The sequence below is a fragment of the Brevundimonas alba genome (assembly GCF_011927945.1).
In the GTDB taxonomy this organism is placed as follows: domain Bacteria; phylum Pseudomonadota; class Alphaproteobacteria; order Caulobacterales; family Caulobacteraceae; genus Brevundimonas; species Brevundimonas alba.
Genome location: NZ_JAATJM010000001.1, coordinates 1,721,208 through 1,747,670, shown reverse-complemented (window position 1 = coordinate 1,747,670; position 26,463 = coordinate 1,721,208). Strand labels below are relative to the sequence as shown.

The 26,463-nt window shown below is 68.8% G+C and carries 23 protein-coding genes; 5 read left to right on the top strand and 18 right to left on the bottom strand.

From position 1 onward, the window contains the following. Positions 1-4: 4 nt before the first annotated feature. Both GGQ87_RS08510 and GGQ87_RS08505 read right to left on the bottom strand, forming a co-directional pair. A complete protein-coding gene (locus tag GGQ87_RS08510) occupies positions 5-1,189 on the bottom strand; it encodes a cell wall hydrolase (RefSeq protein ID WP_245161442.1) in 1,185 nt (394 codons plus the stop codon). A gap of 92 nt (positions 1,190-1,281) precedes the next feature. Beyond that, complete coding sequence (locus tag GGQ87_RS08505) at positions 1,282-1,761, bottom strand: Dps family protein (RefSeq protein WP_168046526.1); 480 nt, start codon at positions 1,759-1,761, stop codon at positions 1,282-1,284. Between the two features lie 250 nt (positions 1,762-2,011). On the opposite strand from GGQ87_RS08505, the gene GGQ87_RS08500 reads away from it, so the two are divergent. Further along, the gene (locus tag GGQ87_RS08500) at positions 2,012-5,983 is read left to right on the top strand and encodes a PAS domain S-box protein (protein WP_168046524.1); all 3,972 of its coding nucleotides are present in this window, start codon (positions 2,012-2,014) and stop codon (positions 5,981-5,983) included. 64 nt (positions 5,984-6,047) lie between these two features. On the opposite strand, the gene GGQ87_RS08495 is transcribed toward GGQ87_RS08500, so the two are convergent. Then, positions 6,048-6,410 carry a DUF6481 family protein gene (locus tag GGQ87_RS08495; RefSeq protein ID WP_168046522.1) on the bottom strand — a complete coding sequence of 121 codons (363 nt, stop codon included), beginning with the start codon at positions 6,408-6,410 and terminating at the stop codon, positions 6,048-6,050. Between the two features lie 160 nt (positions 6,411-6,570). Then, positions 6,571-6,756 carry a hypothetical protein gene (locus GGQ87_RS08490; RefSeq protein WP_168044690.1) on the bottom strand — a complete coding sequence of 62 codons (186 nt, stop codon included), beginning with the start codon at positions 6,754-6,756 and terminating at the stop codon, positions 6,571-6,573. Between the two features lie 492 nt (positions 6,757-7,248). Here GGQ87_RS08490 and GGQ87_RS08485 point away from each other — a divergent pair, with 492 nt between their 5' ends. After that, on the top strand, positions 7,249-8,286 hold the full coding sequence (locus GGQ87_RS08485; RefSeq protein ID WP_168046520.1) for a cell wall hydrolase: 1,038 nt from the start codon (positions 7,249-7,251) through the stop codon (positions 8,284-8,286). 2 nt (positions 8,287-8,288) lie between these two features. On the opposite strand, the gene GGQ87_RS08480 is transcribed toward GGQ87_RS08485, so the two are convergent. The 13 genes from GGQ87_RS08480 to GGQ87_RS08420 form a co-directional block, all read right to left on the bottom strand. Then, positions 8,289-8,516 carry a hypothetical protein gene (locus GGQ87_RS08480; protein ID WP_168046518.1) on the bottom strand — a complete coding sequence of 76 codons (228 nt, stop codon included), beginning with the start codon at positions 8,514-8,516 and terminating at the stop codon, positions 8,289-8,291. Between the two features lie 129 nt (positions 8,517-8,645). Then, positions 8,646-8,855, bottom strand: coding sequence for a hypothetical protein (locus GGQ87_RS08475; RefSeq protein WP_168046516.1), 210 nt, complete (start codon positions 8,853-8,855; stop codon positions 8,646-8,648). 70 nt (positions 8,856-8,925) lie between these two features. Next, positions 8,926-9,771 (bottom strand): carboxylating nicotinate-nucleotide diphosphorylase, encoded by an 846-nt coding sequence (gene nadC / locus GGQ87_RS08470; protein ID WP_168046514.1) that lies wholly within the window; start codon positions 9,769-9,771, stop codon positions 8,926-8,928. Positions 9,772-9,782: 11 nt separating this feature from the next. Beyond that, entirely contained in the window at positions 9,783-11,285 is a 1,503-nt protein-coding gene (locus GGQ87_RS08465) for an L-aspartate oxidase (protein ID WP_168046512.1), read from the bottom strand. Beyond that, complete coding sequence (locus GGQ87_RS08460) at positions 11,282-12,133, bottom strand: metalloprotease (RefSeq protein ID WP_168046510.1); 852 nt, start codon at positions 12,131-12,133, stop codon at positions 11,282-11,284. The genes GGQ87_RS08465 and GGQ87_RS08460 overlap by 4 nt, the downstream gene beginning before the upstream one ends. Positions 12,134-12,242: 109 nt before the next feature. Further along, on the bottom strand, positions 12,243-13,322 hold the full coding sequence (gene nadA, locus GGQ87_RS08455) for a quinolinate synthase NadA (protein WP_168046509.1): 1,080 nt from the start codon (positions 13,320-13,322) through the stop codon (positions 12,243-12,245). Between the two features lie 147 nt (positions 13,323-13,469). Beyond that, positions 13,470-13,994, bottom strand: a complete 525-nt coding sequence (locus GGQ87_RS08450) for a methylated-DNA--[protein]-cysteine S-methyltransferase (protein ID WP_168046507.1) — start codon at positions 13,992-13,994, stop codon at positions 13,470-13,472. After that, complete coding sequence (locus GGQ87_RS08445; protein ID WP_168046506.1) at positions 13,975-15,078, bottom strand: bifunctional transcriptional activator/DNA repair enzyme AdaA; 1,104 nt, start codon at positions 15,076-15,078, stop codon at positions 13,975-13,977. Before GGQ87_RS08445 ends, GGQ87_RS08450 begins: the two co-directional genes overlap by 20 nt. Before the next feature lie 127 nt (positions 15,079-15,205). Further along, a complete protein-coding gene (locus GGQ87_RS08440; protein WP_342448333.1) occupies positions 15,206-16,111 on the bottom strand; it encodes a DUF6999 family protein in 906 nt (301 codons plus the stop codon). Further along, a complete protein-coding gene (locus GGQ87_RS08435; RefSeq protein ID WP_168046504.1) occupies positions 16,108-16,791 on the bottom strand; it encodes an iron-containing redox enzyme family protein in 684 nt (227 codons plus the stop codon). The genes GGQ87_RS08440 and GGQ87_RS08435 overlap by 4 nt, the downstream gene beginning before the upstream one ends. Next, the gene (locus GGQ87_RS08430; RefSeq protein WP_168046503.1) at positions 16,791-17,939 is read right to left on the bottom strand and encodes a 3-oxoacyl-[acyl-carrier-protein] synthase III C-terminal domain-containing protein; all 1,149 of its coding nucleotides are present in this window, start codon (positions 17,937-17,939) and stop codon (positions 16,791-16,793) included. The genes GGQ87_RS08435 and GGQ87_RS08430 overlap by 1 nt, the downstream gene beginning before the upstream one ends. A gap of 57 nt (positions 17,940-17,996) precedes the next feature. Continuing rightward, positions 17,997-19,115 (bottom strand): HAAS signaling domain-containing protein, encoded by a 1,119-nt coding sequence (locus GGQ87_RS08425; RefSeq protein ID WP_168046501.1) that lies wholly within the window; start codon positions 19,113-19,115, stop codon positions 17,997-17,999. A 22-nt stretch (positions 19,116-19,137) separates the two neighbouring features. Continuing rightward, positions 19,138-19,467: a PadR family transcriptional regulator gene (locus GGQ87_RS08420; RefSeq protein WP_209282513.1), complete on the bottom strand. Its 330-nt coding sequence runs from the start codon at positions 19,465-19,467 to the stop codon at positions 19,138-19,140. A 217-nt stretch (positions 19,468-19,684) separates the two neighbouring features. Here GGQ87_RS08420 and GGQ87_RS08415 point away from each other — a divergent pair, with 217 nt between their 5' ends. Together GGQ87_RS08415 and GGQ87_RS08410 are read left to right on the top strand one after the other, a co-directional pair. Next, complete coding sequence (locus tag GGQ87_RS08415; RefSeq protein ID WP_168046497.1) at positions 19,685-21,496, top strand: type I secretion system permease/ATPase; 1,812 nt, start codon at positions 19,685-19,687, stop codon at positions 21,494-21,496. Further along, positions 21,493-22,866 (top strand): HlyD family type I secretion periplasmic adaptor subunit, encoded by a 1,374-nt coding sequence (locus tag GGQ87_RS08410; protein ID WP_168046495.1) that lies wholly within the window; start codon positions 21,493-21,495, stop codon positions 22,864-22,866. Before GGQ87_RS08415 ends, GGQ87_RS08410 begins: the two co-directional genes overlap by 4 nt. 6 nt (positions 22,867-22,872) lie before the next feature. On the opposite strand, the gene GGQ87_RS08405 is transcribed toward GGQ87_RS08410, so the two are convergent. Then, entirely contained in the window at positions 22,873-24,978 is a 2,106-nt protein-coding gene (locus tag GGQ87_RS08405; protein WP_425339271.1) for a malate synthase G, read from the bottom strand. Between the two features lie 611 nt (positions 24,979-25,589). Between GGQ87_RS08405 and GGQ87_RS08400 the strand changes: the two genes are divergently transcribed. Further along, complete coding sequence (locus GGQ87_RS08400) at positions 25,590-26,228, top strand: DUF1345 domain-containing protein (protein WP_168046493.1); 639 nt, start codon at positions 25,590-25,592, stop codon at positions 26,226-26,228. Positions 26,229-26,463: the final 235 nt, after the last annotated feature.

Below are 26,463 nucleotides of genomic sequence, written 5' to 3'. Positions count from 1 at the left end.
TTCGTCAGCTGCCGGGGCGGCCCACTTCCTCTACGTCCATCACGGTGACACCCGGCGGCGGGGCGGCAGGCGCGGGCGTTGCGGCCTTCGGGGTCTCGAAGGTGGCGAGGCGCTGATTGATCTCGGCGATCTGCTCGCGGGTCGGCTGTTGCCGGCCGCCCAGCGAGACGACGCCGACCGTGCGGGTCTGGCCGTCGATCACCACCGTGCGCGTGGCGCTTTCACCGTTGGCGGCGGCTTCGGCCAAGGCGGCCTCGGCATCCTTTGTAGAGGCGATCTGGATCCGCAGGCGGGCGAAGCGGACTTCGTCGATCCGGGGCTCATGGCCCGAATAGGCCTGCCGGAACGCCGCCGGTTCGCCGTAGACACCCTTCCAGCGATAGAAGATGTGCGCCCCGATCTGCGTCAGCTTGTTCAGCGTCGGGGCCCACCACGGATGGACGTAGTTGGCGTGGTAGTGGGTCGCCGTGCCGACCTTGGTCGCCACGGCGCCGGCCAGCGCACGCTCGGCCACGCGGGCGGCGCGGCTCCATGCCCAGGCGACCGGCGCCTGCCCCAGCGAGCCATCGCAGGTGAAGCTGAACTGGCAGCCGGTGACCCGTTCGGCGCCTTCGAACACCACGCCGCAGACGGAGTTGGCGTAGTTCGGATCCCGCACCCGGTTGAGCACGACCTGGGCGACTGCCTCCTGGCCTTCGGTCGGCTCCAGCGCCGCCTCATAGTAGATGGCCTGGGTCAGACAGCGGATCGCGCGGCGGCGATCCTCGGCCGTCGCCGGCTTGAAGTCGAACGGGCGGGCGGGCCGCAGCAGACCCGACACCGGCATGGCGGCGTTGAGTTTCTGCGCTTCGAGGCCTGATGCGCCGAAATCGAGCGAGGGCTTGCCGCCCAGCGACAGGCTCTCCCATCCCGGCGTGAGCCCGTAGAGGGCCGGGTTACGCTCGTTCGGATCGTGACGGATGGCGATGGCCAGTTGAGCCGGCGTCATGCGGGCGGTGATGGCGGCCAGACCCTTGTCGCTCAGGTCGCCCTGCGTCAGACGGCGAACCGCCTCGGCGCGGCGATCGATCTCGGGTCGGACGGTCGAGCTGGCGGCCATAGCGACGCCGATCGCGGCCAAGGCGGCGGGAGCCGCGGCGGCGAACCGGCGGGTCGTCTTCAGCATCGATGTCCAGTCGATCCCGGGCAAATCAAGCTCCTGCTTCGAGGGTAACCTCGAAAACCCTTGTTAGTCGCAAAGCGCGGCGGTTTTCAGACCAAAAACCGCCGCTCGGTCAAGGGTCAGCGTCCGCCGAGCGTCGAACGCAACATCCAGGCGAACTTCTCATGGGCCGCCAGACGCTGGGTCATCAGGTCGGCGGAGGCCTCGTCACCGGCGGCGTCGGCGGCCTCGAACGCCTTGCGGGCCGTAGCGATCAGGGTCTCGTGGTCCTGCATCAGCTCCGTCAGCATGGCCGTCGCCTCCTTCTCAGGATCGCCGTCCTTGATCGAAGTCAGGTTGCCGAAGCCGGAGAAGCTCTGCGGGGCCAGAACGCCCAGCGCGCGGATGCGCTCGGCGATGTCGTCCAGCGCCGCCCAGATGTCGCGGTACTGCTGTTCCAGCAGGTTGTGGAAGCTGAAGAACTCGGGCCCGCGGACATTCCAGTGATAGCCGTGGGTCTTCAGATAGACCGCGAAACTGTCCGCCAGAACCTTGGTCAGTTCCTGCGCCACGTCCGTGCGTTCGGTCTTCGAAAGGCCTGTGTCGATGGTGGCGGTCATGGAGGCTCCGGGCTCTGGATGGGTTTCGCTGGCTTGGAGTTAGGCGCGCGAACCGCCCGCGCAAGGCGCGAAACAGCGCCCGACCGAAACACCGCGCTTGCCGGAACGCAAATCGCGCCAATACGTTGCGGGAGGTCGCGCGTGCGCGAACGGGGGCTGATTGTTGGGCGTGGTCGGGGTTCTTCGGCGGATTCTTGATGTTGATGCGGGTATCACCCGCCTCGCACGCGTGCGCCCGCAGCCGTGGTGGGTGTCGGCTCTGATCGGCGTCGCGGCAGCCGTGGTTGTATTGGTACTCCGGGCCAGCCTCTCGACGTTCTACGGCGACCTCACCGGCTTCATGATCCTGCTGCCCGCAGTGATCGTCGCTTCGCTGGCGGGTGGGCGAGCCGCAGGCTTGGTGGCGGTCGTCTCCTGCCTGTTCGGCGGCTGGGCTGTCATGGATGTATTCGCAGGCCCGGACGCCCTCGGCGTCGGCGTCCGCAATCACCTTGGGGTCGTCGCCACCACCAATTTTATCATCGTCGGCCTGTTCGTCACGGTCGTCGCAGCCTCCCTGCGCAAGGTGCTTGGCCGGCTGGATGCCTCCATCGACGCCCTGCGCCTGTCCGCAGACCAGATCAGCGACAGCGAGCAGCGCCTCCAGCTGATCAGCGAACAGGCGCCGGTCATGCTCTGGATGAGCGACGAGCACGGCCGGTGCGTCCATCTGAACAAGGCCCTGCGTGAATTCTGGGGCGTGAACGACGCAGCCGAGACCATAGACTTCTCGTCATTCGTGCACGCGGACGACCGGGACCGGGTCGGGGACGCGACGCGAGGCGCGATGGAACAGGCAGGGGTTCTCGAAGTCGAAGCACGCTTCCGCCGGGCCGACGGGGAATGGCGCGTGCTGCACACCGAAGCCCTGCCCCGGATCGACGCCGACGGTCGGTTTCGGGGGATGATCGGCGTCAACATCGACGTCACAGAGGCTCGAGCCGCGGACATCGCCCTGCGTGAGCGGGAAGCCCAGTTGCAGGCCATGGTCGACCAGGCGTCCGCCGGCATCGCCCGGGTTGGGCTGGATGGCGCCGTCCTCAGCGCCAATGCCCGCTATGCCGAGATCGTCGGCGTTTCCCCCGGCGATGTGGTGGGACTGAGTACGGAGGCCGTCACCCATCCGGACGACATCGAGGCGACCCAGAAGGCGCTCGATCGCGCCCTGAGCGAGGGCGGGACGCAGCTGGAGAAGCGCTACCTTCATGCAGACGGTGCGACCGTCTGGGTGGTCATCAGCATCCGGGCGCTGACCAATGCGCACGGCGTGGTCGACAGCTTCATCGCCGTCATCGTCGACATCTCCGGAGCCAAGGCGGCAGAGGCGGCGCTGCGCGAGAGCGAGACGCGGTTCCGACTGATGGCGGACACGGCCCCCTCCCCGGTCTGGATGACCAACGCCGTTGGCGAGGTGGAATTCGTCAACGATGCCCTGGTGCAGTTCTACGGCCGCCCCTCGGAAAACGTCCTAGGCCATGTATGGCGCGAGGCGATGCATCCTGACGATGTGCCGGCGGTAAATGCCGTTCAGGAGCGCCTTCGGCCGAAGCACAAGCCTTACGGTTTCGAGGCCCGCTTCCGTCGGGCAGACGGTGACTGGCGGTGGATGCGGATCGCGGTCAATCCGCGGTTCGACGCCAATGGAGCCTTCCTCGGCTACGTCGGCATGTCGTTCGACGTCACAGACACCCGTGAGGCCATAGAACTGATCGCCCGGCAGGAGCGCCGGCAGACCTTCCTGCTCGCCCTCACAGACTCCCTGAGGGATCTGACTTCGCCGGACGACATCATGACCGAGGTCGAGCGCGCGCTGGGCTCTGAACTCGGCGCCCAGCGGGTCGGCTATGGCGAGGTCGATCAGGAGCGCGGGACGGTTTCCATGAGCCGCGACTGGACCGCCGACGCCGTCAGCGCGCACGGCCGGTTCTCACTGGAGGATTTCGGCGCCGGACTGATCGCCGAACTCGCGGCGGGTAATGCGGTGCGGATCGCCGACGTGCGGGAAGACCCACGGACTGAGAACGCTTTCGAGCTGTTCGACCGTCTGAAGACCCGCTCGCTGATGCGAGCCCCGCTGATCCGCGGCGGCCGGTTGCGGGCCTTCCTCTACGCCCACGATTCTCAGGTCCGCGAATGGACCGACCACGAACTGGAGCTGCTGCAAGAGGTGGCCGGCCGCACCTGGACGGAGATCGAGCGCACCCGCGCCGAGGCCGAGGTGCGCGAGAGCGAGGAGCGGTTCCGCGCCATCGCCGACACCGCCCCGGTGCTGATCTGGGTGACGCAGCAGGACCGCACCCGCGCCTTCGTCAACCAGGCCTATGTCGCCTTCAGCGGCGGCGCCTACGAAGAGGCCCGGCTGATGGACTGGCGGGCGATCATTCATCCGGAGGATCAGCCCCGTGTGCTCCAGGAGTCGCTCGACGGCGAGGCGACCGGCGAGCCCTTCTCGATGGAGGCGCGATACCTGCAGGGCGACGGCGAATATCGCTGGCTGAAGTCCTTCTCCCGGCCACGCTTCGGCGCCGGCGGCGAGGTCATCGGCTTCGTCGGCGTCGCCTTCGACGTCACCGACATCCGCGAAGCGCAGGCGCGTCTGCAGGAGTCGGAAACCCGGTTCCGCACCGTCGCCGACAGCGCCCCCGCCCTGATCTGGATGAGCGACGAGGCAGGCCGCATGGTCTTCGCCAACCGGCGCTACAAGACCTTCTTCGGCGTGGAGTCCGAAGACGCGATCGACGAGGGCTGGCGGCGTCTGGCGGAGCCGGCGGATCTGGAGGCGTTCGTCGGGGCGTTCCGCAAGGCGCTGGCCGGCCGCGACCGTTTCGAGGCTCTGGCCCGGGTCAATCATCCGATGCTGGGGCCGCGCTGGCTGCGCTGCGAGGGCGTGCCGCGGTTCGACGGGGCCGGCCAGTTCCAAGGCTACGTCGGCGCCAATATCGATGTGACCGAGGCCAAGCGCGCCGAGGACGATCTGAAGCGGATCAACGAGCTGCTGGAAGAGCGGGTCGGAGAGGCGCTGGCGGAGAAGGCCAAGGCCGAGGCGGACCTGATGCACGCCCAGCGGATGGAGGCCGTCGGTCGTCTGACGGGGGGCGTGGCCCACGACTTCAACAACCTGCTGACCGTGGTGATCGGCGCGCTGGACATGATGCTGAGGTCCCCGGACAACGCCGCGCGCCAGAAGAAGCTGGGCGAAGCGGCGCTGTCGGCGGCCCGGCGCGGCGAGCGGCTGACCCACCAGCTGCTGGCCTTCTCGAGGCGACAGGCGCTGCGGCCGGAGCCGACCGACCTGAACGGCCTGATCCGCGAGAGCGAGCCCCTGCTGCGGCGGGCGCTGGGCGAGGCCATCGACTTCAAGCTCAAGCTGCGGCGCGGCGGCGCGAGGGTCAGCGTCGATCCGGCCCAGTTCGAGGCGGCCCTGCTGAACCTGATCGTCAACGCCCGCGACGCGCTGGGCGACCGCGGCAAGGTCAGCGTCCAGACCATGAGCTGCCCCGTCGAGGCGGGAGAGATTCCCGAATTGGCGGCCGGCCAATACGTCTGCGTCACCGTTTCCGACAACGGGTCCGGCATGGCTCCCGAGGTCATCGAACGCGTCTTTGAGCCCTTCTTCACCACCAAGGCGGTCGGTAAGGGGACGGGGCTGGGCCTCAGCCAGGTCTATGGCTTCGCCCGCCAGAGCGGCGGCGGGGTGCGGGTCACCTCGACCGTTGGGCGGGGCACGGAAATCCGGCTGTTCCTGCCGCCCCTGATGAGTGCTCAGACCGCCGAGACGGTGGTGCAGACCGAGGCCGTAACAGCCATGACGGCCGGCCGCCGCCTGCTGCTGGTCGAGGACGATCCGGGCGTGTCCGCCGTCGCCCAGGAGCTGCTGACGGGTCTCGGGCTCGAGGTCCGGGCCGCCGAGAGCGCGCCGCAGGCGCTGGAGCTGCTTCGCGAGGAGCGGTTCGACATCATGCTGACGGATGTGGTCATGCCGGGCGGCATGACCGGGATCGAGCTGGCCCGGGAATGCGCCCGGACATGGTCAGACATGCGGATCGTGCTTACGTCGGGCTATGCGGGCGACGACGTCGACGCCGCCCTGGCCGACGCGCCGTGGCCGTTCGTGCGCAAGCCCTACTCCGGCGAGCAGCTGGCGGCGGTGCTGGGCGCGCTGGCGGACGGCGGTCCGGCCTGAGTCCAAAAGAAAAGACCGCCCGGCGAAACCGGACGGTCCTGACTGTCTTTCGGGCGTGAAGGCCTTAGCGCTGGCGAGCCTTGCGGGCCGCGTAGCGGGCGTCGCGGGCGGCCTTCTGCTCTTCCTTGGAAAGCTGTTTGCGCTCCTTGCGGGCGGCGCGCTTCTCGGCCTCGATGGCTTCCTGGGCGTCGTGATCGGCGGCGAGTCGAGCGGCTTCGACCTCGGCCTTCTGACGGCGAACCTCAGCCTTCTCCAGTTCGCGCTGCTGGCGCAGGGCCTCCTTCTCGGCGGCGCGCTTCTCCTGCAGTTTCTCGAACTCGGGGTCGGGCGCGGCGGGCTTCGGCTTGAAGCGGGCGAGCAGGGCCTTCTTGGCGTCCTGCTGGGCGGAAAGGCGGTCCGTGAAGCCGGTTTGTTTCAGATCTCTCATGCGAGCGGTCGTCGATGTCCTTGATTGTCTGTCAGATGCGCAAACGGCGCAGGCGAGCGGCGCTCAGCCAACGCTGGGTGGGCTAAGCCCATATGGGGACGGAAATCAAGGTTGCGAGGCGGAGAACGCGTCTCCGCCCCACATTGAGTTCCGACCTGTGTCAGTTCGGCTTGTCGGCGTGACCGACCGCCGCGCCGGCTGCACCGCCGACGGCGGCGCCCACCGGGCCGGCGACCATGGCGCCCGCGATGGCGCCCGTGGCGGCCTTCTGTTCGATGCTGTGGCCGCAGGCGGCGAGACCGGCCACGGAGAGGGCCGAGGCGAGGATCAGAATGGTGCGTTTCATGGCGGGCTCCTGTGCTGTGCAGCGGAAACGCGGCCACGGCCAAGGTGTTCCGGGCTCAAGCGCCAGAGAAATCGGCGATGACTCGCCCGTCGCGAAGACAATAGATTTACCCTAGAACAATCGTTGGCCCGATGCATAAGCGTGGCTCTGAGCTGTGCGATGGTCACCCTGTTCAGTATTTGGCCTGCTCACTGCGAGGCTTGTCCGATGTGAACGGCTGGTTAACCAAGATATACAGGGCGGATGCGGTGCGATGTTGCAGCGCACCCTAATCTTGCGAATCAACCACAATGACGCCATAAACGGCTGGCTTAAGGCGCGTCCCGACGATCAGCCCGTTCGCCGACCGTCGATCTACCGCAGCCGGGCCGCGGCCGTTGTCGCCCCCGCCGCGAGACTACCCGGGGGCGGCGCTGCGCCCTGCTGAACAGGATCGAGCCTTTGCCAAACTCCTCGCATTCGCGTGCGACATCCCCTGCCGACCGCAAGGCCATGATCCGGCCCGGCGCGGCGGCGGCGACGTTTGGCGCGATGGTGGGGCTGGCGATCGGCTGCGCCTATCTGGGCGGCGCAGTGGCGAAGGCCACGACGGTGCGGGCCCAGGCGGTGCGTATCGAAAGCGCATCAGCGGCAGGCTTTACCGAAGAGGCGCTGGCCGCCGCGGCCGGCGGTCTCGATGAAAGCGCCCTCGCCATCGCCCGGCGGCACGACCCCTATACCGTCGCCGGCTCGGCCCAGCGCGACCGGCAGGCCGAACTGCTGACGGCCCGGCTTGAGCAACTTCGGGCCCAATCCCCCGAGAACACCCTGCGCCGGGTCAGCCTGACCGGCCCCGTAGCGGCCCAGCCATTCCGCCTCGGCGGCGCCCTGGACGCCTCGCGCGATCTCGATTGCCTGACGCAGGCGGTTTACTACGAAGCCCGCGGCGAAGGCCGGGAAGGCATGAAGGCCGTGGCCCAGGTGGTCCTGAACCGCGTCCGCCATCCCGCCTTCCCCAAGAGCGTCTGCGGCGTCGTGTTCCAGGGCGCGGCCCGGCGGACCGGCTGCCAGTTCAGCTTCACCTGCGACGGCTCGATGCGCGGCCGGGTCAGCGGCGCCGCCTGGAACCGGGCCCGCGACATCGCCTCCAGCGCCCTGTCCGGCTCGGTCTATGCGCGCGTCGGCAACGCCACCCATTTCCACACCACCGGGGTGTCGCCCCAGTGGCGCAGTTCGCTCATCCGGGTCAGCCAAGTCGGCGATCACCTGTTCTACCGCTTCGGCGGGCGTTCGGGCTCCGGCGCCGCCTTCTCCTATGCCGCGCGCCCGTCGAGCGCCTCTGACCAGCCGCGCCTGATCCAGGCCAGCCTCGATCCGACCGGCACGGTGCGCGAGGCCGGCGCGATCGCCTACAATCTGCTGGTGGCCCAGGACGGTGCGGGCGCGCCCTCCGAGACCAACGCTCCGGCGACCGTCCCGGCGGTTCAGATCACCGCGCCCGCCGAGACGGCCGCTCCGGCGTCTGCCGCGGTTTCGACGCCCGCCGCCTGAGATCAGGCGTCCCGGTCGCCCTTCGACGAGCGGCGCTCGTCGATATGGCTGTGCTTCAGGTCTCGCTCGCCGCCGCCGCCCGACACCTTGCTGTTGCGCGGATTGGTCGGACCCCCATCGCGCGGATCCTCGAACGCCGGCGGCTCGCGATCCGCGTTCTGATGGCTCGAGCCCGGTCCGCCCCAGCGCTTTTCGTCGACCGGTTCGGGGTTGTGCTGGTTGTTGCTCATCGGTGTCGCTCCTGAACGTTCCACTGGATCAACGGGCTGCCCTGAAGGGAGCCGAACGGCTGCCGTTCGGTCGCGGGCGAGTCCACGGGTGCGCGCGGCGGGCCGGCGGCCCTGTCATCGCGCGCCACGTCAGCGGTCCTGCTGATAGCCCTGATGGGTGGTGTTCTGCTTGATGTCGCCGAAGCGGCCCTGCTCGGCGGTATTGATCCCGGCGTCGCCCGGCTGGCCGTCGCGCACGTCGGTACGCAGGTCGCGGCGGTCGGTCTTGCCCTCCCGTCCGGCGGTCTTGTCACCGGCGAAGCTGGTCTGCTCCTCGGGGATTTTCGGCGTCTTGCTCATGGGGTTCGCTCCTTGAACGGCTGTGTTCAGGAAACGGGCCCCGGCTGACGCCGTTCCTTACCGCCGCGCTTCAGACTGCGTCCAGGCCGATGTCGAGCGAGGCCGCGGAATGGGTCAGGGCTCCAACCGAGATCACCTTCACGCCCGTCTCGGCGATGCCTCGAACCGTCTCCAGCGTGACGCCTCCGGAGGCCTCCAGCACCACCCGCCCGCCGACGCGCGACACCGCCTCGCGCAGCATCTCCGCCGTGAAATTGTCGAGCATTATGACGTCCGGCCGCTCCGCCAGCGCCTCGTCCAGCTGGGCGAGGCCGTCGACCTCGACCTCGATTTTCACCAGATGCCCCGCCGCAGCGCGTGCCCGCCGGATCGCCTCGCCGACGCCGCCGCAGACGGCGACGTGGTTGTCCTTGATCAGGATGGCGTCATCCAGCCCGAAGCGATGGTTCAGACCGCCGCCGCACATGACCGCATGCTTCTCCAGGGCCCGCAGGCCGGGCGTGGTCTTGCGCGTGTCGGCGATGCGCGCGCCGGTCCCCTCGACCGCCTGGACATAGGCGCGGGTCAGGGTGGCGATGCCGCACAGCCGGGCCAGCAGGTTCAGCGCCGTCCGCTCGGCCGCGAGGAAGGCGCGGGCGTCGGCCTCGGCCTCGACCAGAACCGCGCCGGCCTCGAAGGCGTCGCCGTCCTTCAGCCGCGCCGTGATGGTCGCCGCCGGGTCCATGGCGAGCAGGGCCAGCCGCACGCAGTCCACGCCTGCCAGCACCCCCGGCTTGCGCGCCGCGAACACCGCCCGCATACGGGCGCCCTCCGGGATGCAGGCCTGCGCCGTGAGGTCCCCCGCGCGGCCGAGATCCTCCGCCAGCGCCATGCGCACTACCGGCTCGATCAGCAGATCGGGAAGCTGTCGGGCCATGCGATCTCCGCTCATTCCGCCGCCGCGAGAACCGAAGCCCTCAGGCGCGTGTGCCGGGCTTGCGCATCGGTCGCCGGGAAGTCCGTCCGATAGTGGCCGCCACGGCTCTCCCGCCGCGCCAGAGACGCCTCGACGATCAGCCGCGCGGCGACCAAGGCCGGAGCCTCCGGCGTCCGCGACTCCAGCCGGTCCAGCACGGCCAAGGCACGAGTAAGACCGGCCGCGTTCCGGACCACGCCGACATCGTCGCTCATGGTCCGCCGCAGTTCCGCGAGATCGTCAGAGGACATATCTGCAGACGGAGCGACTCCGTGAACCTTGCCGGAGCCCGCCAGAATCTGCGCCGCCGTCCGCCCGGTGCGCCTTCCGAAGGCCGCGGCTTCGAGCAGGGAGTTGGACGCCAGCCGATTGGCCCCGTGCACCCCCGTCGCCGCGCACTCTCCAACGGCGAACAGACCCTGCAGGCTGGTGCGTCCGTCCGGTCCCGCGGCGATGCCGCCCATGTGGTAGTGGGCCGCCGCCGCGATCGGGATCGGCGTCTCGCGCGGATCCAGCCCAGCCCGCATGCAGGCGGCGAACACGCCTGGAAACTCGTGCGGGAAGGCCGCGCCGATGGCGGTTCGCGCATCGAGGAAGGCGCCCCGTCCAGCCGCTCTCGCAGCATGAACCGCCCGCGCCACCACATCGCGCGGCTGCAGGTCTGCCGCGGCGCCGTCCCCCAGCAGATAGCGTCCCTCGCCGTCGATCAGCCGCGCGCCCTCGCCCCGCAACGCCTCTGTCGCCAGCGGCATGGGATCGAGGCCGACGTCGATGGCGGTCGGATGGAACTGCACGAACTCGGGGTCCAGAACCTCGGCGCCCGCCCGCCAGGCCAGCGCCATCCCCTCACCCAGCAACGAGGCCGGCGTCGTGGTTTGCGCGTAGAGACCGCCCGCCCCGCCCGTCGCCAGCACCACCGCCGGCGCCAGGACCTCGACCAGCCGGCCGTCTCGTTCGATCAACGCCCCGCGGACGCGGCCGTCGTCGTCCTGCAGCAGGCCGCGTAGCCTTCCGTCTTCCCAGACCTCGATATGCGGCGCCGCGCGCGCGGCCGCGACCAGCGCCGACAGGATCGCCCGCCCCGCGCCGTCGCCGCCGACCCGCGCCACCCGCGCCCGCGAATGCGCCGCTTCCAGACTGACCGCGAACCCGCCCGCCGCGTCGCGGTCGAACGGCGCGCCCAGGGCCGCCAGCCACTCGACGGTCGCCCGTCCGTCGGCTGTGAGAACCTCCGTGGCCTCCGCCTCGACCAGTCCAGCGCCCGCCGCCAGCGTATCCGCCGCGTGCAGCGCCGGCGCATCGCTTTCCGACAGGGCCGCCGCCACCCCGCCTTGAGCCCAGGCCGAGGAGCAGGCCTGCAGCAGCGGCGCCGGCGTCACCACCAGCACCTTACGTGGCGCGGCTTCCAGAGCGGCCGAAAGCCCGGCCAGCCCGCCGCCGATGATCAGCGGCCCGTCATGCTCGATCCGGCTCAACGGCCGATGCCCAGATATCGGCCGGCGACCTCCAGTGCGACCGTCAGGGAATCGCCGCCAAGCGGGATCAGCGCGGCCAGCCCCACCGCCGCGCACGCCGCGCCGGTGGCGATGTACAGGCTGACGCTGGACAGGCTTTCCCGCACGGTCAGACGCCGGGCCTCCGGCCGCCAGCCGGCGTTCCGCAGATGGCCCAGCAGGGCGATGACGAGGAACACGCTCAGGAACCACCGGCCCGTCGCCAGGCTCCACCACACCACCAGACCGCCGATCGCGAGCAGGGCGATCCGCTCCAGCATGGGATGGATGCGCGCCAGCACCGGTCCCAACGCTCTCGAGCCATCCAGCGGCGGCGCGGGGGCGAGGTTGATCAGGTTCAGGGCCGCGATGGTGGCCGCTCCGGCCAGCCAGGAGCCCTGCCGCGTCACGAGGAACAGGGCGAAGAAGGGGATGGCCGCCAGCAGGCCGAACGCCGGCCCCGCCAGCGACACCAGCACGCCATGCCATTCGCTCGCCGCCGGCCGCTGGCTCACCGCCGCGCCACCGAAGAAGGGGATGACATGGATTCGTGCGGGACCCATGCCGAAGCGGTTCATCGCCAGCACATGACCGTACTCGTGCACGAGCAGGCCCCAGAGCACTGCGCCGACGATGACGAAGCTCCGCGTCCAGTACCAGATCAGGCCGCCGAGCAGCAGCGTCGACAGCGCCGCCCAGAGCGGATCCTGCCCCTTGGCCAGCGGCGGTTCCGTCGCGTGAGCGGCCTCAGCGGCGGCGGGCGCCGCGACGATGTCGTCGGGCCGCGGATCCCAGGGGCCGCGCGGACGGGGTGCGTTGGTTTCGGTCATCTCCGTGAGGTGGCTTTCTCCGACCTGAGCCACAAGGCCAGGAGGGCGAGAAGCCGCAGGGTCTTCCGGTCGACCGTCGCGACCGCGCGGACCGGCGCGACGTAGTGCATCAGATCAGCTCCACCGCCACATGGTGGCGCGCCTTGACCAGATCGTAGCGGGCAGGAACCACCGGCGGCGGAAGGTCGATCATCCGCTGCACCGCCAGCCGCGCACGCTCGGCCATCTCTTCGGGCACCGTCACCTCGAACTTCATGTCGCGCAGGCAGTCGCGGATGTTCTCCAGCGTGATCCGCTTCATGTAGGGGCACATGTTGCACGGGCCGATGAAGCTGACCTCGGGCACGTCGCCCTGTATGTTGGCGGCCATCGAGCATTCGGTGATGAGCACGACCTGCTTCGGCTTGCGGCTGGTGATGTAGTCGGTCATCGCTGCCGTCGAGCCGGCGAAGTCGGCGGCCGACAGAACGTCCTCGGGGCATTCGGGGTGGGCGAGAATCTCGGCGCCCGGATAGGCCTCCCGCATCTCGGCGATGTCCGAGGCGGTGAAGCGCTCGTGCACGATACAGCGACCTTTCCAGGCGATGATGCCGACATTGGTCTGGGCCGCGACGTTGCGCGCCAGGAACTCGTCGGGGATCAGGATGACGCGGTCGACGCCCCATTCCTTGGCCGCCCATTCGACGACCTGCACGGCATTGGCGCTGGTGCAGCAGATGTCCGTCTCGGCCTTCACGTCGGCCGTCGTATTCACATAGGTGACCACCGGCAGGCCCGGATAGCGCTGCTTGATCAGCCGCACGTCTTCGCCCGTGATCGCCTCGGCCAGCGAGCAGCCGGCTTTCAGATCGGGGATCAGCACCGTCTTCTCGGGCGACAGGATTTTCGAAGTCTCGGCCATGAAGTGCACGCCGGCCTGGACGATCACTTTCGCCTTCGACTTCGCGGCCTCCTTCGCCAGGCCGAGGCTGTCGCCGACATAGTCGCCTACGCCATGGAAGATTTCCGGCGTCATGTAGTTGTGCGCCAGGATCACGGCGTCGCGCTCGCGCTTCAGGGCGTTGATCTCGTGGATCAGCGCGGCCTGCGCCGGCCATTCCAGAGGCGTCACGTGGTCGCGAACCTTGGCCCAGACGGGCGCAGTGGCCAGTTCCAGTTCTTTGCTCAGTCCGAAAGCGCCGTCGGCCATTCCAATCCCCTTTTGCTCGATCTGAGCAAATGCTGGGTCCGAAGAACGGCGGCCGGGTTCATCGCCCGCCGCCGACTTATGCTCACTTTCAGCATAAGCAGGAACAATCTAGGCGGATGGCGTGGAAATGCAAGGGCAGAGACGCGGTTAGCGGAGAGTTACGCCCTCATGCTTCAGCAGCCAGCGCTTGCGCTCCAGCCCGCCGGCATAGCCGGTCAGCGTTCCGTTGGCGCCGATCACGCGGTGGCAGGGGACGATGACTGCGACGGGGTTCTGGCCGTTGGCCAGTCCGGCCGCCCGCACGGCCTTGGGCGAGCCGATGGCGGCGGCGAGTTGGCCGTAGCTGCGCGTTTCGCCCGGCGGAATGGCCCGCAGCGCGGCCCAGACGGTGCGCTGGAAGACGGTGCCGCCGGTCTTCACCGCGACCGCGTCCAGCGCCCTCACCTCGCCGGAGAAATAGGCTTCGACGGCGCGTCGGACAGCGACCGGGGCGCGGCCTTCGGCAAGCGCGAAGCCGGGGCTGTGGCGGCCGAGGAGCCGCATCATCCGCACCTCATAGTCGGAGAAATCCAGGGCCCGGACAGCGCCGTCCGCGTCGGTCACCAGCAGGACCTCGCCCAAGGGCGTGGCGATCCGGTTCAGGGTCAGGGTTTCAGGCTGCGCGTTTGGCATCTGTCTTCTCCATCAGCTCCGCCGCCCCGATACCGGCCATGGCCAGATGCAGGGCGCCGTAGGCTCGCCAGGGCCGCCAAGCCTCCGCGCGAGCGGTCAGGGTTTCGTCGTTCAGTCGGTCGTTGGGCGGCTCGGCCCCGTCATCGCTCCAGTCCCCCGGCAGTCTCAGTCCGGGCCGCGCGGCGACCAACGGAGCAAGCGCGGGATCGTTCGACAGGTCGCGGCCGATGGCCTCGGGATCGGCCGACAGGTCGAACACCCGCCGGATCCGCGCAAGGACGCCGGGCAGGGCCTTCAGGTCGTCGGCTTCGATGCAGATCGAGACGCGGCCCGGTTGGGCAGGCTCCACGGTGACCGAACCCTCGGCGCCGTCCACGGCTTTGGACAGCCGGCGTGCCCATTTCCGGCCCTCGACCGCGTCTCCATGCGCGGCCAGCGCCGCGAGCATGGCGTCCCAGTCGTAAGGGGATCGGTACGACAGGCTCAGCCGGACGCCGCCCGCGTGGACCTTCTCGCCCCGGCGACGCAGAGCCGACGGGGGACGGCCGTAGAGCGCCTGGAATGTTTCGTTGAAGCGGCGGACGCTGCCGAAGCCGGAAGCCAGCGCCACTTGGGCCATCGACAGGTCTGTCTGATGGATCAGGGCCTTGGCCAGAAGCACGCGCCGCGTCTGGGCCACGCTTACCGGGGCGGCCCCGAGGTGCTGGCGGAACAGGCGGCGCAGGTGCCGCTCGCCGACGCCCAGCCGTCCGGCCAGCGCGTCGACATCGCCTTCGTCAAGCGCGCCCGCCTCGATCAGGGCCAGGGCCCGGCTGACGGTGTTCGAGGTCCCACGCCATGCGCCCATGTCGGGCGCGGTCTCGGGCCGGCAGCGCAGACAGGCGCGGAAGCCCGCCTCCTCGGCCGCCGCCGCCGACACCACGAAGAACATATTCTCCCGCTTCGGCGTCCGCGCCGGACATACGGGACGGCAGTAGATGCCGGTCGTCTTCACGCAGCCGAAGAACCGGCCGTCGAACCGCGCATCGCGCGTCAGCACCGCGCGGTAGCAGGCCTCCTGATCGAGCTGGTCGGCGATTTCCATGAGCGGAGAATGGGCCGCCGAGCCGCGTGAGTCTCGCGGTTTTCGGACACGGCCGTGGCTTGGTCTTCAATGTCCCCGAGTCTTCGCCGGAGCTATACGAAGTCATCCCGTCGCCGTAGTCGAATTCTCAGCCGGCCCGCGGGTCCACCGGAAGGCCCGCCGCCTGCCGCGCCTTCATAGTCCGCAGCCAGCCGTGCAGGGCCTCGCAGTCCAGCCCGTGCATCATCAGGCGATAGCCCGCCTGCAGTGTCGACAGCGCCACCATGGGATGGCCGTTCTTGATGAAATTCAGGTGGTAGTCCGTTCCGAGAATGCGGGCGATGTAGATGGCCACCGTCTCGTCCAGCTGCAGCGAATGGGCGGCGCGGACGAAGTCGTTGCGGGGCAGCATCAGCGCGTACAGCGGCGTGTAGAATTCGACCGCCGTCTGTACGTCGATCCGGTTCAGCAGCCCGGTCGGAAACCGCTCGAAGGTCGGAAACGCGTCGGAGATCATCGAGAAGTCCAGCGCCTCCGCCGGCATGATCTCCCGCCCCTCGGCGCGCAGCCGCTGGTTCAGCTCGATGATGAAGTTGAAGACGTTCAGGTCGTGCTGGAGGAACAGGTTCTCCTCGATGTCCTTGAGCCGTGTCGGGCGTAGCGGATGGCTGGAGATGTCGGCGGCTCCGGCGTTCACCCGCATGAAGGCCAGCAACTCCGTGCCGACGTGGAAATGACGCAGGATCAGGGTGTTGGTCTCGGGCGTCCCGAAGGTCCGCAGGCCCCAGTGAATGGTCTTGTGCAGCAGGCCGTTGAGGTTCGGGAAGCGGGGCGAGATCGCCCGCAGCACCTTCACCACGCAGAAGAACAGGATCACCAGCGGCCGGCTGACCGGGAACAGCCAGCGGCGCGACCACGAGCGCGCTCCGACCAGCAGGCAGCGCTTGGCCTCGGGGTCGATCGGAAGACTCTGATCCAGATACAGCGCCAGCCACGGGTCCGGATCGCGCGGATCGTGCGCCATGCCGACGAACGGATCGTAGGCTGCCGTCACGCGGCGATCTCCTCGATCTGCAGCGCATAGAGCCGCGCCGTCACCTTCGCGGTCGTGACGATCCGCTCGGCGACCGCCTCGTCCGGCAGGACCATGGCCAGCATATCGCGGAACTCCTCCATGTGCTCGACGTCGTTGTCGCCGTGGTAGAGCAGGAAGCGCAGGGCGTCCTCAGGCAGGCCCAGCCGCTCCTTGACCTTCAGCCCCCAGGGCTTGGCCTTGATCGAGCCCAGTCCCTCGATAACCCACATGGCGCCCAGCAGGCCGAACGGATCCGGCTTCGACGCCTCGTGGAACATCCATGCGGAGAGGGCCTCCGAGCCGACGTTCTTCTTCGCCGACAGGATGTCGGAAAGGTCACCCCCGGATGCGACGAAATCCTTCTCCAGCAGGCGGAAGTCCCGATGCTCGGTGACCGCGTGCTTCATCAGGATGGAGCGCAATTCGAGGCGATCCTCGCCGATGTTCGACGCCGCCCGGCTCATCCACAGGGCCCCGTCCTTCACCTGCTGGCGCAGGTTGATGAGAAAGGCGTGGTAGTCGGCCAGTTCGAACCGGCCGCGGGTCAGCTTGCGGATCAGGGGCGTGGCCTCGAGCCGCTGCTCGAAGTCCGCGAACACCACCGCCAGCTTCCGCAGGGTGTCGGCGATGGCAGGATCCGCCACGGCTCCATCAACCATCACACCACCTCCAGCATCATGAAGCCGATCATGGCCCGACCGCTTTCGGGCACGATCAGCAGCACCCGGTCGCCCGGCTTCGGCCGTCCGCTCTTCATGAAGGCCTCCAGCATGACCCAGATCGAGGCCGAGCCGATGTTGCCCGTCTCGGGCAGGGTGGTGAACCACTTTTCCTCGGGGATCATGGCGGCGGTGTTCCGTAGCAGGCCGACGATCTCCTCGCGCAGTGACCGGGCGGAGTAGTGGCACAGCAGGTGGTCGACCTGGTCCGGCACGATGCGGCCGCTGTCGACCTTCTCCAGCCAGACGCCGATCCACGCCCGAATGACGATTTTCAGCAGTTCGAAATCCTGCAGCAAAGCCACCGCGCCCGCGGCGTGAGCCGCCGCCGGTCCCGCATGGCTCCAGGCGCTGGCCATGTCCGCCCGGTCCGCCCGGGTGGAGCCCGCCCACATGCAGGGGTCGAACCGGCCAGCGAGTGAAGTCAGGTCGACCCAGTCGACCTTCAGCGACAGGCCTTCCGCCCTCGGCTGCGGCTCCATCACCACCGCCCCGGCGCCGTCCGAGAGGGTGAAGCGCAGGAAGTCCGCCTCCGTCGTCAGCCGTCCCTTGGCGTCGACCAGGGCCGTGCCTTCGTAGAAGCCGGGACGGAACCAGCGGGACGAGAACTCGCCTCCCGCGGCGACGGCGACGTCCGCCTCCCCCGCCCGCACCTGCAGGCAGGCGCCCTTGGCCGCCATGAGCGCCGAGGCGCAGACGGACTGGTAGCTGGCGATCTCCATCGGCCCGGCGCCGAGTTCGGCCTGCACCGCCGCCGCATGACCCGGCACGAGGTAGTCGCCCTGGGTCGTCGCCGTCGCCAGATGCTGCAAGGCTCCGATCTGCAGCCCCGCGGCGTCGATGGCCGCCGCCACGGCCTTCGCCGTCATGCCCGCGTTGGTGTCGAGCACCGCTCCCTCGGGTGCCATCGCATAGTGGCGGGTCTGGATCCCGTTCCAGCGCAAGGCCCGCCGCCCGACCACGGAGTCCCGGCCATGCACGCGGCCGATATGGTCCTCCATCCGGTCGTTTCCGACCGCGGGTCCGGGCAGATGGGCCCCGACGCCGGTGATGTAGACGTCCCTGAGGCGGGCTCCGGATTCGCTCATTCCGTCAGGTTGCCCGACAACTTCCGGCGGAAGAAGGGCCTCCGGATGACGGTTCCGTCAGGCGGCCGGCCTGGCCTCCGGCTGGACCAGTCGCCACAGGTTGGCGGCGATTTTGAACACCAGGCTGATGGCCACGATCGCCAGCACCCACGTCATGATCAGCGACAGAGTGCTCGCCACGCCGGTCAGGTCGGTCGAGCCCTCGCCGATGCCGCGCAGCCGGTCGAAGTCCAGCATCGTCCAGTCGCCGGCGATCCGCGCGGTCTCGCCGTCCCGGTTCAGGGTGAACCAGTGGCCGGCCTCGAAGATCGTGTACGTCAGCCACAGGCCCACAGCCGAGATCGCCGCCTCGGCCGCTGCCCGCATCCGCACTGCATACGGGCGGGCAAGGCTGGCCAGGTCGATGGCCATCTGCGCCACGGCGTAGAACAGGATGGCCCCGTAGAGCGTGGTCCAGATCGGCGCGCCGGTCACGTCGGCGTTCGTCCCGCGCAGGTCCACATGCATCAGGCCGGGGAAGTGCAGCACACCGATCCACCACAGCACGAACAGGCCGGTGGCGAGGAACGAGAACAGATACTCCCCGCCCGGCCAGGCCTTCACCTTGACCTTCGGTGCGATCCACAGCTTCACCCGCGGCGTTCCGCCGACGGAGGCGCCCCAAGCCGCCGGATCGGCCAGTTCGAACGCCCCGAGATCCTTGACCCGCCAGTTCGTCAACCACTTCGGCCGCACGCCATAGTGTTCGAAAATCGCGGCCGCGACGGTAGCCGCGCCAACCAGAGCCAGGCCCGCGCCGAAGAAGCCGTGGAAGGCCTGTGCGATCGACTGGCCCGCATCCGCCGGTCCGCTGATCAGGTTGATGAAAAGCACGATGGCCTGGATGACGAGCATCAGCAGCAAGCCCGCCTTAACGGCGAACAGCCAGTAGGGAAACAGCTCCGGTCCCACCAGTGAATCGGGTCCCTTGCGGTAGCGTGCCGCCACAACCAGAGGGTGGCCGATCTCGTGAAGGATCGCTTCCTGTTCGTCCTCGGTCAGGGCCCGGCCCAGTTCCTCCTCCCTCGCCTCGAAACGGCTCAGGATCAGGTCGCGCAGCTCGGCGACGATGTCGGCGCGCTCGTCCTGCGGCAGCTGGGCCGCAACGGCGTTCAGGTAACGGTCGATCAGGTCCATTGGTCTTCCCCAAGCCCCGGTTTCAAAGAATTCTGTCGAGCGAGGCGGAAATGCCTCGCCATTCGTCTGTCAGCGCCGACAGCATCGCCTCGCCCATCGGCGACAGCCGGTAGAAGCGCTTCTTCCGCTTCTCCTCCTCGCGCCATTCGCTGGTCAGCAGGCCTTGGCTCTCGAGCCTGCGGAGCAGCGGATAGAGGGTGCTCTCCTCCATCTCGAGGCCGTCGGAAGCCAGCGCCTGCCGGAGGGTGTAGCCGTATCGTTCCTCCCGGAGACGGGCGAGAACGGCCAGCACCAGCGAGCCCCGCCGGAGCTCCAGACGCATGGATTCGAACAGTTCAGGATCGACGACCATCAGCTCACCCGCCGTCACATAGTGTGTGACACACAGTGTATGACGCATCCTGTATGACGGAGTCAAGCGGCGCGTCGACGTCGAACTGGACCGTCCCTTGCAGGGAGGCGATCCGCCATCCCGCCTTTGGGTGATTGTGGTCTGAAAACCAGAAGCTATCTGTAGCCTCGCCAACCCGTTAGACTGGCATACCATTGCCTCAGGAAGTCCCCACTCCGTGTTGAAGAATCTGCTTCCGAGCAAGCCGGGTACGGAGCCTCTCGCCGAGGCGCTGAAGGCGTGTCAGACCCATTTTGTCTGGGCCGCGATCTTCTCTGCCTTGGTCAACCTGCTCTACCTGACGCCGACCCTGTACATGATGCAGGTGTATGACCGGGTGGTGCCGACCGGCGGCCTGACGACGCTGGTGCTGATTACGGCAGTCGCCGTCTTCGCCCTCGCCGCCCTTGCCGGACTGGACTGGCTGCGCGGTCGCCTGATGCTGCGAGCGGGGCTCCGGCTCGACCGGATGCTGTCCGGCAAGGTTCTGGCCCGGGTCATGGACCTGCAGGCCAAGTCCCCCAACACCCAGGCGCTGCGCGAGTTCGACAACGTTCGCAGCGCGATCAGCGGTCAGGGCATGCTGGCGCTGTTCGACGCGCCCTGGACGCCGATCTACCTCGCCTGCTGCTTCCTGCTGCACCCGGCCATCGGCGGCCTGACCCTCATCGGCGGCCTGATCCTGTTCAGCCTTGCCTGGCTGAACGAGCGGGATACACGCCCGCGGCTGGGCAAGGCGATCCAGTCCCAGAACAGCGCCTATGCGGCGCAGGAGGCGGTCGCCGGCCAGTCCGAGGTCGTGCGCGCCCTGGGCATGCGCCAATCGTCGATCGCGCGGCAGATCGATCAGCGCCGCGCCGCCACGGCGGCGCAGGCCGACGCGCAGCTGACCGGCGGCAAATACTCCGGCGCGATCAAATTCCTGCGGCTGGTGATGCAGTCGGCCGCGCTCGGTCTGGCGGCCCTGCTGGCGGTCAAGGGCGACATCTCGCCGGGCTCGATCATCGCTTCTTCGGTGCTGCTGAGCCGCGCCGTGGCGCCGATCGAACTGCTGGTCGGCGTATGGCCGACGCTGGTTCAGGCGCGCGCCAGCTGGAAGACGATGACCGACCTGTTCGCCAGCACCGCTTCTGTGGAGCGCGAGCGGACCACTCTGCCGGATCCGAAGGGCAAGCTGCAGGTCGAGGCGGTGACGGTGAAATTCCCTGACACCGAGGCGCCTCAGCTGCGGTCAGTTTCGCTGACGCTCCAGCCGGGGCAGACGCTGGGCGTGGTCGGAGCCAGCGGTTCGGGCAAGACCACGCTGGCCCGTGTCATCGCCGGGGCGCTGAAGGCGCAGGCGGGCACGGTGCGGCTGGACGGGGCCGAGTACGAGGCGCGCGAAGGCGACGAGCTGGCGCGCTGGATCGGCTATCTGCCGCAGGTTCCGAGCCTTTTTGCGGGTTCGATCAAGGACAATATTTCGCGCTTCGCTACGGCGACCGGCGTGGATCAGGAGACGGCGGACCGCGGAGCGGTCAAGGCGGCGATGGCCGCGGGGGCGCATGAGCTGATCCTGCGGCTGCCGAACGGATACGACACCCAGCTGGGCCCGTTTGGACAGGGATTGTCGGCGGGACAGGCGCAGCGCGTGGCGCTGGCGCGGGCGCTCTACAACGATCCGGTGCTGCTGGTGCTGGACGAGCCGAACTCCAACCTCGACCAGGAGGGCGAAGCCGCCTTGATGCAGGCCATCCTCGGAGCGGCGGCGCGGGGCGCCTCTGTGGTCATCATCGCGCACCGGGCGGGTGTGCTGGCCCGGGTCGACCGGCTGCTGATGATGCGCGACGGGGTGGTGCAGATGGAGGGCCCCCGCGAGGAGGTGCTCGAGCGGATGCGGGCCGCCGCACCCAAGGCTCCCGGCCAGCCGGCGCCGGGCCAGGCGGCTGCAGGCCAGCCCGCTAACGTGACCCGCCTGACCGATCCGTCTCAGACCCGGCGCGCCCAATGACCGACGCCGCCGTTCCCGCGAGCGCTGAGGCGCCGCCCGCTTCCGCCGCGCCGCCGGCAGGGCCGGAGACCGTTTCCGATACGCCGCGCCGCGAGCTGATCGTCGGCGGGGTGATCATTCTGCTGTTCTTCGGCCTGTTCCTGGGCTGGGCCGCCTTGGCCCCTCTGGATGCGGGAGCCTACGCCCATGGCCAGATCGCGGTGTCGGGCAACCGTCAGGCCGTGCAGCATCGCGAAGGCGGCGTGGTCAGCGCCCTGCACGTCAAGGAAGGCGACACCGTCCAGCGCGGGCAGATCCTGCTGAGCCTGTCGAGCGGCGAGCTGCGGGCGACCGAGCGTGGCGTGGCGGGACAGGTGTTCGCCCTGCTGGCGCAGCGGGCCCGGCTGATCGCCGAGCGGGACCGGCTGCGGGGCATCCCGACGCCGGTGGAGTTCGCCAATCTGCCGCCCGAGGATGCGGTGCTGGCGATGGAGTCGCTGCGTATCCAGCAGCTGCAATTCGGGGCGAGGCGGACGGGCCGGTCGACTGAGACCGGCGTGCTGAACCAGCGGGTCGCCCAGCTTAACGAGCAGATTCAGGGCTATGAGCGGCAGATCACGGCCAATATCGAGCAGCAGCGGCTGATCCAGGAAGAGCTGACCGGCATGCGCAGCCTCGCTGAGAAGGGCTATGCGCCGCTGACGCGGGTGCGGGCTCTGGAGCGGACGGCGGCGCAGCTGGATGGGGAACTCGGCTCGCTGCGTGCGCAGATCGCGCGGTCGCGGGAGGCCGTCGGCGAGACCCGGCTGCAGATGGCGGGCGTGTCGTCGGAGATGAATGAGGACGTGGCCGATCAGCTGCGCCAGATCGACGTGCAGCTGAACGAGCTGCGGCCGCGGATGACCGAGCTGCGGTCGCAGATCGCGCGGAGCGAGGTCCGGGCGCCCGCGAGCGGCCAGGTTGTCGGCCTGACCATCTTCACCCAGGGCGGGGTCATCCAGCCGGGGCAGACGTTGATGGAGATCGTGCCCAATGAGGCGTCGCAGATCATCGTCGCCCAGGTCAGCCCCAACGACGTCGACAACCTGCGCAACGGCCAGACCACCGAGGTCCGGTTCCCGGGTCTGCGGGAGCGCAATCCGCCGACGATCCATGGCCGCGTCACACGAATCTCGGCGGACAGCTTCACGGTCGAGGAGACCGGCGCCAGCTATTTCCGGGCCGAGATCGTGGTGCCGGCGGCGGAACTGGCCAAGCTGGGCCGGTCGGCCAATACGCTGCGGCCGGGGGCGCCGGTCGAGGTAATCATCCTGCTGCGCAAGCGGACGGCGCTGAACTATCTGCTGGAGCCGCTGGTGGACAACCTGTGGCGCTCGGGCAGCGAGCAGTAGGGCCGGTCAGGCCTCGCCCTTGGCCCTCCTTCGGAAGGCGTGCAGCAGCGGCTCGGTGTAGCCGTTGGGCTGGCTGACGCCGTCGAAGACGAGGGCGCGGGCGGCCTGGAAGGCGAGGCTGTTCGCCGGGTCCGGGGCCATGGACCGGTAGAGCGGGTCGGCGGCGTTCTGGGCGTCGACCTTCGCGGCCATGCGCAGAAGAGCGGCGTCGACCTGTTCGGGCGTGCAGACGCCGTGGAGCAGCCAGTTGGTCATGTGCTGGGAGGAGATGCGCAGGGTGGCGCGGTCCTCCATCAGGCCGATGTCGTGGATGTCGGGGACCTTGGAACAGCCGACGCCCTGGTCGATCCAGCGGACGACGTAGCCGAGCAGCCCTTGCGCGTTGTTGTCGAGCTCCTCGGCGATCTCCAGTTCGGACCAGTTACGGCCGGAAGCCAGCGGCGGGGTCAGGAGGGCCTCGAGGCCGGGCACCGGGCGGGCGGCGATGGCGTCGCGGAGGGCGAAGACGTCGGTCTGGTGGTAGTGGAGGGCGTGGAGGGTCGCGGCGGTCGGCGAGGGCACCCAGGCGGTGTTGGCGCCGGTCTTCGGATGGGCGGCCTTCTGGTCGAGCATCTCGGCCATTCGGTCGGGGGCGGCCCACATGCCCTTGCCGATCTGGGCCTTGCCGGAGAGGCCGCACTGCAGGCCGATGGCGACGTTACGGGCCTCATAGGCGGCGATCCAGTCTGAGGATTTGATGTCGCCCTTGCGGACCACCGGGCCCGCCTGCATCGCGGTGTGTATCTCGTCGCCGGTGCGGTCCAGGAAGCCGGTGTTGATGAAGACGATGCGGTCGCGGACCGCGTGGATGCAGGCGGCGAGGTTGGCGGAGGTGCGGCGCTCCTCATCCATGACGCCGACCTTGATGGTGTGGCGCGGGAGAGCCAGCAGGTCCTCGACGGCGTCGAACAGGGCGTCGGTGAAAGCGCACTCCTTGGGCCCGTGCATCTTGGGTTTGACGATGTAGATCGAGCCGGTCCGGCTGTTGGTGAAACGCCCCTGCCGTTTCAGGTCGTGGCAGGCGATCAGGCTGGTGACGATGGCGTCGAGGATGCCCTCGGGCGCTTCGGAGCCGTCCGGCAGGCGGACGGCAGGGGTGGTCATCAGGTGACCGACGTTGCGGACGAACAGCAGCGAGCGGCCGGGCAGGACGACGGTGGAGCCGTCGCTGGCGGTGAACGTCCGGTCGGGGGCGAGGGTGCGGGTCAGGCGTTCGCCGCCCTTCGTGAAGGTCTCGGCCAGGTCGCCCTTCATCAGGCCGAGCCAGTTGCGATAGGCGGCGGTCTTGTCGGCGGCGTCGACGGCGGCGACGGAGTCCTCGAGATCGACGATGGTCGAGAGGGCGGCCTCAAGGATAACGTCGGAGATGCCGGCGGGATCGGTGCGGCCGATCGGGTGGGCGGGGTCGAAGACGACTTCGATGTGCAGCCCGTTGTGGCGGAACAGCCGGCTCTTCTCGCTGCGGCCGACGTACTGGCCGGGGTCGCGCATGGCTATGCCGTTCGAAGGATCATCGAAGTCGGCCCATGAGCCCTCGGCCAAGGGGACGGCTTGGTCGAGGAAGGCCTTGGCCCGGGCGACGACGCGGGCTCCGCGTTCGGGGTTGTAGTCCCCGGCAGCGGGGAGATCGCCCAACGCGTCTGTGCCGTAGAGGGCGTCGTAGAGACTGCCCCATCGGGCGTTGGCGGCATTGAGCACGAAGCGGGCGTTGAGGCCGGGGACCACCAGTTGGGGCCCCGCGAGGGTCGCCACCTCGGCGTCGACGTTGCGCGTGCCGATGACGAAGGGCGCGGGCTCGTCTGCGAGGTAGCCGATCTCACGCAGGAAGGAGGCGGCGGCGGGGACGTCATAGGGCCGGCCGCGGCGTTCGGCGTGCCAGGCGTCGATACGGGCCTGAAGGTCGTCACGGATCGCCAGCAGGCGACGGTTCTCCGGAGCGAAGCGGGCGAAGACGTCTGCGGCGCCGCTCCAGAACCGGTCCGTGTCGAGATCGAGGTCGGGGAGGACCTCGGTTTCGATGAAGGCGGCGAGAGAGTCGTCGACCTCGAGTCCGGCGCGCGGCGTCATCGGCATGGGCGTCTCCGTGGGCGTCGGCTGTAACATTCCGTGGTGACCCCACGGAAGTCGAGCCGGTTTTTGCAGTGCGGGAGAACCGTCGGGATGAAGCGACGGGCGGACAAATCGGACGAAAAACTCCGTCCGAAGTGTCCGAAGCGACCGCAGCGTCCGCAGCGTCCGCTCAGTGCGCAGAGTGCGTAGAGTGCGGTTTGCCCCGCAATGCTGAGCGAATTCAGTGGGCGGCTGCACCTTTGACGGCGCAGGCGGGGTGGGTTGTCAAAGACCGGCGGCGAAACGAACGGGAGCATTATACGGCCACCGGATAGCGTGCGCAGAAGATCGGGTTGAGAAAAGGCGAAGGGGTTGAAGTCGCTCGGGTTTGTCGGCGCTATCCGACTATAGAAACGCGGATTGTCAGCACAGCGTCATGGGATCCTTCTCCCTTGAGGGAGAAGGTGGGCCGGAGGCCCGGATGAGGGGGCTGCGTCCACCTCTCCGGTGCGGGACGGGTTGCGGCTTGCCGGAACGACGGGTGTATCACCCCTCATCCGCCCCTCCGGGGCACCTTCTCCCAAGGGGAGAAGGAACCGGGTTGCGCAATCCCCTCCCCGGCGCATGGTCGACGGATGAAACTCTGGCTTCGTCTCCACTGGCCGTTGGTGGGGCTGTTGATCATCGCGGCGTCGAGCGTCGTCTGGCCCCTGCCCGGGGGATGGCTGACGCGGCTGGCGCTGGGGTGGGACGTCGGGGTGGCGCTGTTCCTGATCGAGAGCGCGGCCAAGGTCATGCGAGCGCGGACGACCAATGACATCCGCTCACGCGCCGCCGCCATGGACGAAGCGGGGCGGGCAATATTGCCGCTGGCCCTGATCGCCGCTCTGGCCAGCGTGGTGGTCGTGATCGGCGAGGCGGCGGGCGGCGCGGGAGACCGGACCTCGGCGATCCTCGCCTTGAGCACGGTCGCCCTGTCGTGGGTGTTCATCCACGTGATCTTCGCCTTCCACTACGCCCACGCCTTCTATGCGCCGGTGAAGGGTGGAGACGCCGGCGGGCTGCTGTTCCCCGGCGAGGAGGCGCCCGACTATTGGGACTTCCTGCATTTTGCGCTGATCATCGGCGTGGCGTCCCAGACAGCCGACGTGCAGATCGCCAGCAAGGCACTGCGCCGCACCTCGACCGTGCACAGCGTGACCGCCTTCGTGTTCAACACCGTGATCGTCGCGCTTTCAGTCAATCTGGCGGTGGGTCTGCTGGGCGCCGGTTAACCTGTGCGCCTTGACTAAACCACATTAAGAGCCCAGTTACGCTGCATCGCACAAATGCGATTACCGGCCTCTCCAGCGCGTGTGGGGCTTTCCGATTGAAGCCCTGACTGTAGCAGGGGCCGGCTCCTCAAGATTCATTCGCTGCCCGGACACGCGGGGCGGCGCCCGATCCACCCCGACGGCCTCACGCTGAGGCTTAATCGGGACTGGCGGTGCGCGGCCTTCGGCTTGTCAG